The organism is Coleofasciculus sp. FACHB-712 (genome assembly GCF_014695635.1).
Taxonomy (GTDB): domain Bacteria; phylum Cyanobacteriota; class Cyanobacteriia; order Cyanobacteriales; family FACHB-T130; genus FACHB-T130.
Window position 1 is genome coordinate 1 of sequence record NZ_JACJOQ010000411.1, and the last position, 7,848, is coordinate 7,848.

5 protein-coding genes, 12 tRNA genes and 1 pseudogene are annotated in these 7,848 nt (G+C 44.9%); all 18 read right to left on the minus strand.

Going from position 1 to position 7,848, the window contains the following annotated elements; all coding sequences use genetic code 11:
• A pseudogene (locus H6F50_RS12520) lies at positions 1-182 on the minus strand (tRNA-dihydrouridine synthase family protein); the annotation flags it as partial.
• A 300-nt stretch (positions 183-482) separates the two neighbouring features.
• Positions 483-1,106, minus strand: a complete 624-nt coding sequence (locus H6F50_RS12525; protein ID WP_190428961.1) for a hypothetical protein — start codon at positions 1,104-1,106, stop codon at positions 483-485.
• A gap of 270 nt (positions 1,107-1,376) precedes the next feature.
• Positions 1,377-2,282, minus strand: a complete 906-nt coding sequence (locus H6F50_RS12530; protein WP_190428962.1) for a hypothetical protein — start codon at positions 2,280-2,282, stop codon at positions 1,377-1,379.
• Positions 2,283-2,338: 56 nt separating this feature from the next.
• Entirely contained in the window at positions 2,339-3,070 is a 732-nt protein-coding gene (locus H6F50_RS12535) for an ATP-grasp domain-containing protein (protein WP_190428963.1), read from the minus strand.
• Between the two features lie 355 nt (positions 3,071-3,425).
• Positions 3,426-4,376, minus strand: coding sequence for a phosphotransferase (locus H6F50_RS12540; RefSeq protein WP_190428964.1), 951 nt, complete (start codon positions 4,374-4,376; stop codon positions 3,426-3,428).
• A gap of 364 nt (positions 4,377-4,740) precedes the next feature.
• A tRNA-Lys gene (locus H6F50_RS12545) sits at positions 4,741-4,811 on the minus strand.
• A 12-nt stretch (positions 4,812-4,823) separates the two neighbouring features.
• Positions 4,824-4,895 (minus strand) — tRNA-Asn (locus tag H6F50_RS12550).
• 164 nt (positions 4,896-5,059) lie between these two features.
• Positions 5,060-5,134 (minus strand) — tRNA-Asn (locus tag H6F50_RS12555).
• A gap of 323 nt (positions 5,135-5,457) precedes the next feature.
• A tRNA-Ser gene (locus tag H6F50_RS12560) sits at positions 5,458-5,543 on the minus strand.
• Positions 5,544-5,550: 7 nt separating this feature from the next.
• Positions 5,551-5,624: transfer RNA gene (locus tag H6F50_RS12565), tRNA-His, on the minus strand.
• A 5-nt stretch (positions 5,625-5,629) separates the two neighbouring features.
• A tRNA-Ala gene (locus tag H6F50_RS12570) sits at positions 5,630-5,702 on the minus strand.
• Between the two features lie 6 nt (positions 5,703-5,708).
• A tRNA-Ala gene (locus H6F50_RS12575) sits at positions 5,709-5,785 on the minus strand.
• A 318-nt stretch (positions 5,786-6,103) separates the two neighbouring features.
• Positions 6,104-6,176, minus strand: a tRNA-Arg gene (locus H6F50_RS12580).
• Positions 6,177-6,185: 9 nt separating this feature from the next.
• Positions 6,186-6,260, minus strand: a tRNA-Val gene (locus tag H6F50_RS12585).
• 88 nt (positions 6,261-6,348) lie between these two features.
• Positions 6,349-6,420 (minus strand) — tRNA-Gly (locus H6F50_RS12590).
• A 52-nt stretch (positions 6,421-6,472) separates the two neighbouring features.
• On the minus strand, positions 6,473-7,318 hold the full coding sequence (locus H6F50_RS12595) for a TIGR02452 family protein (RefSeq protein ID WP_190428965.1): 846 nt from the start codon (positions 7,316-7,318) through the stop codon (positions 6,473-6,475).
• Positions 7,319-7,499: 181 nt separating this feature from the next.
• A tRNA-Thr gene (locus H6F50_RS12600) sits at positions 7,500-7,571 on the minus strand.
• A 132-nt stretch (positions 7,572-7,703) separates the two neighbouring features.
• Positions 7,704-7,775: transfer RNA gene (locus tag H6F50_RS12605), tRNA-Thr, on the minus strand.
• Positions 7,776-7,848 lie beyond the last annotated feature (73 nt).

Below are 7,848 nucleotides of genomic sequence, written 5' to 3' on the forward strand. Positions count from 1 at the left end.
ATGTTTTTATCTAAACCCGAACTCGTGTGGACGCGAAAATACTCAGTAAAGAAATAATCAGGACTGCCATAGTTAGCGATCGCGCTCATGAACAGCAGATCCGTCACATCCTGCATGGGAGCAAGCGCCGTTAATTTCAGTCCCGGATACATAGGAGGCGGAAGTAGAGCGGATTGTGACATTTGCGCGGTCGGTTGATGTTGGATAAAAAATTATTTGTTGCGATCGACAAACTTCTTGTCACTCGGACTAAAAAGCTTGAAAGCTTGTAGAATCCCAACTGGGATTTAGATAATCATCCTTTTCAGATCGTCCTATACAGCGACTTATTATTTTAGCTTTAAAAAGATATCATTTCAATAGGTAATGGTTACTGCCTGTACCTTTTAAAATGACGAAGATTTGTTAATAGAAACAAATATATTTTATTCTAAAATTATTCAACACCAATTAATCAATTCATTCTAATTAACGCCAGTTACTCAAAAATTATAACCAACTCCAATTAAAAGTCCGACATCAGCATTGCGATTAGTGGGGAAGCCTGCATTTGCCCGTACCGTGCCCGTTAAGTCTCTTGATAACGGAACATCAACGCCGCCAGAAATAAGTGGACTGATATTCAGACCATCGGCAATCCTGAGCATGACTCCTCCACCCAGGAAAGGGGAGATAATAGTTTGTCCAGATGCACCGCGAATGGGAAACTCACCAGTCAGGGCAATCATCGAAGTTGCAGTGCGATCGCCAAATATGATTGTGGCATCGTGCAAAGATAGGTTGTCCGTAAATCCGACCTTGGTCAGAATCGCTAGACCTCCCGTTCCTAGGGCAGTCGTATCACCCGCTAGTCCGATAGCACCTCCAAGACCGATATAGCTGCGCCGGGGACGAGATTCTGGTTCGGGATTGACCTGCGCTTTCAGCGGTGCATTTGTTTGTGAAGGGACTGCATCTGATTGCTGCAAAACACCTTTAAAAGTAGCCTCAGGGGTTGACAGTGAACCTGCTGACTGGGCGTAGGATTGTGCTGGCTCTAAGATAGCGGAGCTAACTAAGCAGACAAGACTCAGTTTTAGAAAACTTACAAAAGGCTGCAACATCATTTTTTTACTCATGATTGATTATAGGCGTTGCTCAAAGAGGAATGCTTTCCTGAGCAAAATGGAACAATTAACCTGTCCACCCCTTTTCCGAAATGAAGTGTCCAAACGGTAACGCCGCTGAGGTGTCAAAAAACAGTCATCATAAAGATTGAATCATGTGGGCGCGATCGCTTATATTGGCATAAATGCAGAGCAAAAATAGATGTTGGATTTCAAGAGCGTCAACCCAATCTATGGCGATGGGCGATCGCACTGACAAGCTCGTACACATTATCCAATGTGTAAACCATTGTTTTCGGGATGAGTATTCACTAATTCCTTAGCTATCTGAAATGCAAATGGGAGGAAAGCTTCGACTTCACCAGCATCTTTGTTGTTAAGCATCGTCACACCCATTAAATTCTTATTAGATTTGATATGAGCGCACCTTGCTCTCAAGTCAATGAGGTAACTTTTCAAAAGCATCTTTTTTTGAAATTTACTTGCAAACTGCGATTCGTATTTCGCCAAGAAAATATCCAGTTCTTTTCGAGGCTTAGTACCATCAAAAAGCATAATTTCAAAAATCTTAAATAGAGATAAATATCGGTATTGTAGAGGAATTCTTTCATCAAGACTGTCTGCAAGCAGCTTAACTTCATTTCTACAGTTGAGTGTATTCTGAAAACCAGCAACAAACAACTCATTGGGAAATTTCCATTGATTGTTTAGAGTTTCATTAGTAACTATGTTCAGGTTGGGAGGCATATCTTCCTCTATAAAATTGAAACAAGAAAATGGACATAGGGCAACTTTATTGTCGTAAATAAGTCTCAAGGTAGAAACTGTATGTTCTTTTGCTATCTGTATTCTTCTTCCGACAATCTCTGGTATTTCATGAGGCATATCTGGAGAAATATGCGGAACTTTTATACGAATAAAATGCAAAACTTGATTTGTACCGAATAAAGCAAGTTGATAAACATCGCCCGAAAATTCAAGATCAATTGATGCTATTGGTTCTTTATCTCCTTTGTCAGTATATTCATTGAGCATTGGTTCAACAAAGTAATACCAGTAACCGTTAGGCATTATAGATTCCCTACTTTTTCTATTATCTATTAGTGGCTTGTACGAAAATATATGTTTAAGGCTAAACATATAACCTTCCTTCGCTCCGCTGCCAAACTCATTCATTGATTTTCTGGCTGTTCATCGTACAAATACCGTGATACTTGCAGCCTGACTATAGATTATGCGGCAACAACAGCGTACCGCAGCACTTCTAACACCTCAATGGGATCGCAACCATACAAACCTGCTCCCCAGGCTGCATTTTTCTCAACAACTGCCCATCCTCTTCCTTGAATCATACCTACGTCAATTACTGTTGCCTGAATAATCTTTACCCGTTCATCTGATAGTAGAGTTTCGATGAACTCCCGAACCTCGCACTCTTCCTCTTCAGTATGTACAAAATCATTCTCTCGCTGTAACTCTCCATCGCGGAGATAGACTGAGAATGTTTTCAGAGAGCGATTCAAAATAAAACAACGAAACTCCTTTTTCCACTCCACAATTTCCGCTATTAGCACCGGCATCTCATCGGGATAATCGCTTGGCAATTCCTTACCTTGATAAACGCGGGCAGGGAAACTTTTGTCGTTTGGCGGTTTGATAAAAGCTGCTTTTTCTATGCTCCGTGCTTCACCGAGGGTACTGAGATAAACCCAACGCTTCCGATATTCTTCAGGTAAATTGGATAACCAATCATCTGGTGCGTCAAGTAAGCGAAGTCCAAGTTGCTCCGCTATCATTTCTGTCATTAATGCTTCCACATACAAGACTGGTTCGGGTACAAGTTTTAATTCATCAGGTAGCCGCCAGTTCATTAATCGCTCAACTCGCCAACCCAAACGATTAGCTGCACGCCATAAAGCCTGAGAATCGTCAGTGTAGCGAGGAGTCAAAATCAGAGTTGGCATCAGTTACAAAGTCTTTAAATGCTAGCAGGCAATCTCTAATTATAAGCAAGCCACCGGGGAGGTACTGCCCCTCCTACCTCTGCCTTATCAGCACAGTGCCTCACTTCTGGGCTTCCAGTGCTTCATGTAATGAAGTAGCGTCCTCAGCACATATCCATAAATACGAGTACTGCCATCTTTCCATCCCACATGACAAGCTGATAGCGATCGCATCCTTGGAATGCTAACAGCTAAACTCGTATTGGCGTATATGCAAAGCAGAAGTATATGTTGGGTTTCCTTGCGTTAACTCAAGCTATGGCGATGAGCGATCGCATTGCACCAGGATCTTTTGTCAATCTGCTCCAATATGTTGTTAAGGCACTGTCTCGACTGCATTACGGAATGCTTCAACGGCAAACGGCAATTCTCCCACGACAAACGCTAGCTCCTCAGGATTGGCAACAAGAAAGCCGAGATTATCGAGGTAAGCCAAGCACAGGAACACCTGCTTGAGGTTTGTGTAATCAGCAGGCAATGGTTTGACGGTTTCGTAACCCTGTAAAAAGGCTTTCCGTTGTTGCTCCTCAAGTTCCATAAGCGCTAAAGCGAGGTCATAAAGGTAAAAGCCGAAACCACAACGGTCAAAGTCAATGATGCAAACCTTTTCGTCGCAGAGTAAGTAGTTACCCGAATGAAAGTCGGCATGAATAACACCAAAACTGTCTTGCTTACGTTCCAGTTGAGCAAAATGAGTGATTATATGGCTGGCATTGACCTTCAGACTGTTCAGGTCACTTTTATCTAGTTCGGTGTTGCTTAAAGCCGTATACAACACCTCTAAACGCCCACTAAAATGGGCTTCATCAAACGTTTGGCGTTTGAAGCCTTCGGACAGTTCAAACTGTTGCGAGTGTATGTGAAGTTGTGCCATCAGAGAGCCTACTTTTGCAAGCTGATCATCGGTCAAAATGTCCACAGTAGGTGAAATTTTCCCTTCTACCCAGGACATGAGCGTACACAGCGTTTCTGGCTTGCTATCAGCAGGTACGCCTGTGACTAGCTCTCCGTTTAAATTAACAATAGGTTTAGGGAGTACCAAGGTAGTTTCGCTTTGCAAACTGCTTAACCAAGCTAGTTCTGAAGATATAGCAACTCGGTCATGATATGCAGATGTGTGCAGACGTAGTACATAGGATTTATCGTCAGCATCTACTTTAAAGTTAGTGTTACTTGCTCCGCCTAAGCGCGTTAGCTGAGCATTTTCTAAACCATAGTTACGAAGTGCTTCAATTGCAAGGTGTAAAAACGTTTTGTCATTCATCATCTATGGTTGTTCATCATCCAATGAATCGACTGGAATGAAACAGACAAATTCCCATCGTTAGTATATGTACCTCAGCACCAGCCTATCGAGACTGGTGTTTTGCTCTTTAGCTATCTCCGACCGTTGCTTTTTTACTTCAAGGTCTAGCTTGATGCTGAGTATCATCTTGGTTGTCATCCCAAAAGGATACTCTGACTAGAGTAGCTAATGAATAATCAGCAGCTCTGAGAAACTTGTGTCAGCCGTCTTGAACCTAAAACTCAACACCAAAATCTATATCAGTTAGTCCACCGGGAAGGTACTGCCCCTCCTACAGCAATGTTGTAAGCATTGCACCTCGCTTTTCGGTCTCCAGTGGAAATAATGGGTGGTATAGGAGTTGAACCTATCTCTGCGGATTAAAAGCCCGCTGCACAGCCGCTATGCCAACCACCCGCACAAACGAAACTGCCAGAGTGGGACTCGAACCCACAACCCTCCGATTAACAGTCGGACGCTCAGCCATCGAGCTATCTGGCATTAACCCCTTACCCAAGAGTCGAACTTGGCTACCATTCTTAGGAGGAATAGGTCTGCATCCCGCAGGCAAGGGAAGTTTTACCCCGTGCAAGTCTGCAAAGCGTTGGTTTAGTCGGTTAACAGCCGAGTGTGTATGCTTTACCTGTTAGGGCACGGGTGAGAATTGGCTCCGGGAGTAGGACTTGAACCTACAACGACGCGGTTAACAGCCGCGAACTCTGCTATTGAGCTATCCCGGAATAACCCCTCGCCCAAGAGTCGAACTTGGTCGCCAGCCTTCGGAGGGCTAGGTCTGCATCCCGCAAGCAAGGGAAACCCCTCTGGATGGAGTCGAACCATCAAGTCCGGCGTTCGTAGCACCAGATCCTATTCCGTTGGCAGAGGGAAATCCACTGGGAAGGTACTGCCCCTTCTATAGCCGCGTTATCAGCACGGTGCTTCGCTTTTCAGCCTCCAGTGGACAAAGGAAGATGGAGGAATCGAACCTCTACGACATCACTGCCGTACCACGGTTTTCAAGGCCGCTTGCCGTCCATTCGGCGGCATCTTCCGAGTTGAATAACGGAAGCTGGAGGAGTCGAACCCCTACAGTTATTCACTGCACTCCTGTGTTCGAGACAGGTTGCCGTCCTCTCGGCAGCAGCTTCCATTCAGGGGCGTCTGACGGGAATCGAACCCGCTATGACTGGTTCCACAAACCAGCGCCGCTACCGCTTTGGCTTCAGACACCATGATGGAGCCAAGGAGAATCGAACTCCTGACCTCTTGCGTGCAAAGCAAGCGCTCTACCAATTGAGCTATGACCCCTAAATTTGGTGGATACTGGTCAGAATCGAACTGACATCTTTCTACTTGCAAGGTAGACGCTCTACCAATTGAGCTACAGACCCGTATTTTGTGTTGTTGAATGCGATCGCATTCTCGCGTGCAAGTTATCAGAGCATTTTGCGTTTTCTCAGTTACTAGAGGGACTCCGCCGATGAGTTGTTACACACTCTTTAAAGGATGGCTACCTTGAAGCAAACCTGCCGGGTTCTTTGCACTCCTCGTTCTCAAACGCCCGCTGTGTTTGAACAGCGTTACTTTTCCTCTCGTACTAAAGTATGTAGGCTCTAGTGATTGGGTCACGCAAGATGCGATCGCCGTTATTGCAAAATATCAACAAACCAACTTAATTCACCTCCTTAAATTAAGAAGCGTTAAACCAGCGCCTCCACTAGGATTTGAACCTAGGACAATCACTTTAGAAGAGTGCTGCTCTTTCCCCTGAGCTATGGAGGCAATCTAAATTGGTAGTCCTGGCAGGATTTGAACCCGCAACCCCTTGCTTGTAAGGCAAACGCTCCACCATTGAGCTACAGGACTACGAAAGCGAGTGATGGGATTTGAACCCATGCGCTGAGTGTGGCGCACTCAGATGCTAGCCGCTACATCACACCCGCATATTTAACAGAGCGGACAACGGGACTCGAACCCGTATCATAAGCTTGGAAGGCTAATGTGCTAGCCATTGCACCATATCCGCATATCTAAAATCTGAAACTGCTTGAGGCGTTGATTCTAGTTGTGAGGGAATCTTATTTTTCTGATGAAAATCGACTTTGAAATTCTCCAAATATTCTGCTTTCTTTAGAAGAGTCAAGTACAGAAAATAGGACGCTTCTGAATCTCCCCCAAAATTGACCCTTGGGTAATAAGAAATCTGCAAACATTTGGGCAACCATTGACGGGTCATTTTTGAATACGCCACATCCCCAAGCACCTAGAACCAGTGCATCGCAATCATGATAGACAGCTAAACTTAACAATTTTGCACCGCGACTATACAGAACTTCGGGTATTTTTTCAGCGTCCTTGGGTTGGTTTCTCCAAATGGCACCAGCATTAGGAGCCGGACTTGTTATGAAATCAACCAGATAAGGTTTCTCCAAAAGCGTTCCATCATCTTTTCGGAAGATTGGACAACCGGGTGAGTAGATGATGCGATCGGAGTATAGGAGCGATCGCTGAGAACGATGGAAATCGTAGTATTCGGGACATTTTAACAGGCTTTTATAAAGTGCCGAACTACGCGCCAGACTCTCTTCTTGGGCTTGAGCGCCTTTGAGAAATCCACCTCCAGGGTTTTTAGCAGAAGCAAAATTGAGAACGGCAATTTTTTGAAAGTTTTGCGATCGCGTTATGCGTTCTGCTCCCATCAGAGTTGTCTCATTCCTAACCTCAAATTCTATATTTGAGAATTGAGGAGAGCTAGAGAGAACGTTTTGTTTGATACTTGAGAGGGTATCGGGTTCGTAGTATTTTGTCTGAGCGAGACAGGATACCAGTTCTTGACCAATATTGACCTGTTTACCTTCAGGACAGAAGTAGTAGCCTGCTTCGAGAATTTCTAGCGTGTCTTGAGCGATCGCAATCCGCCTCATGATTTCTGCTCTAATTCGTTAGCACAAAATTAACAGACGATTAGCCTCTGCATTTTAGCGATGCCATTCAGTTCAACAAGATATAGAGAAGAAGTGAGCTAAAGCATCTGTAACCGTCATCGTTGTCATATTTCCCTCCTCTTTAAACTCAAAAAATAGACTGTTAGCATAGCCACACCCAAGCAGATGGCGAGACTCGAACTCGCATAGGCAGTTTACAAGGCTGCTGTGTTGCCATTAACACCACACCTGCAATCAGAAAGCAGACGGCGGGGGTTGTTCGCGTCAGCGTTCCCGTTCGGCGTTAGCCGTTACCGAAGGCTAGGGTACACACATCAAGGGCTTACCATGCCCTTATGTTTCCGGTTACGCCACATCTGCTTGAAGCAGGCGGCGAGAGTCGAACTCGCATCAGAAGATTACGAAACTTCTATGCTTGCCATTGCACCACGCCTGCAATTTGGTGGCGGGGGCAGGAGTTGAACCTGCTGATAAGAGGCTTATGAGACCTCCAAGCCTACCCTGGCTAC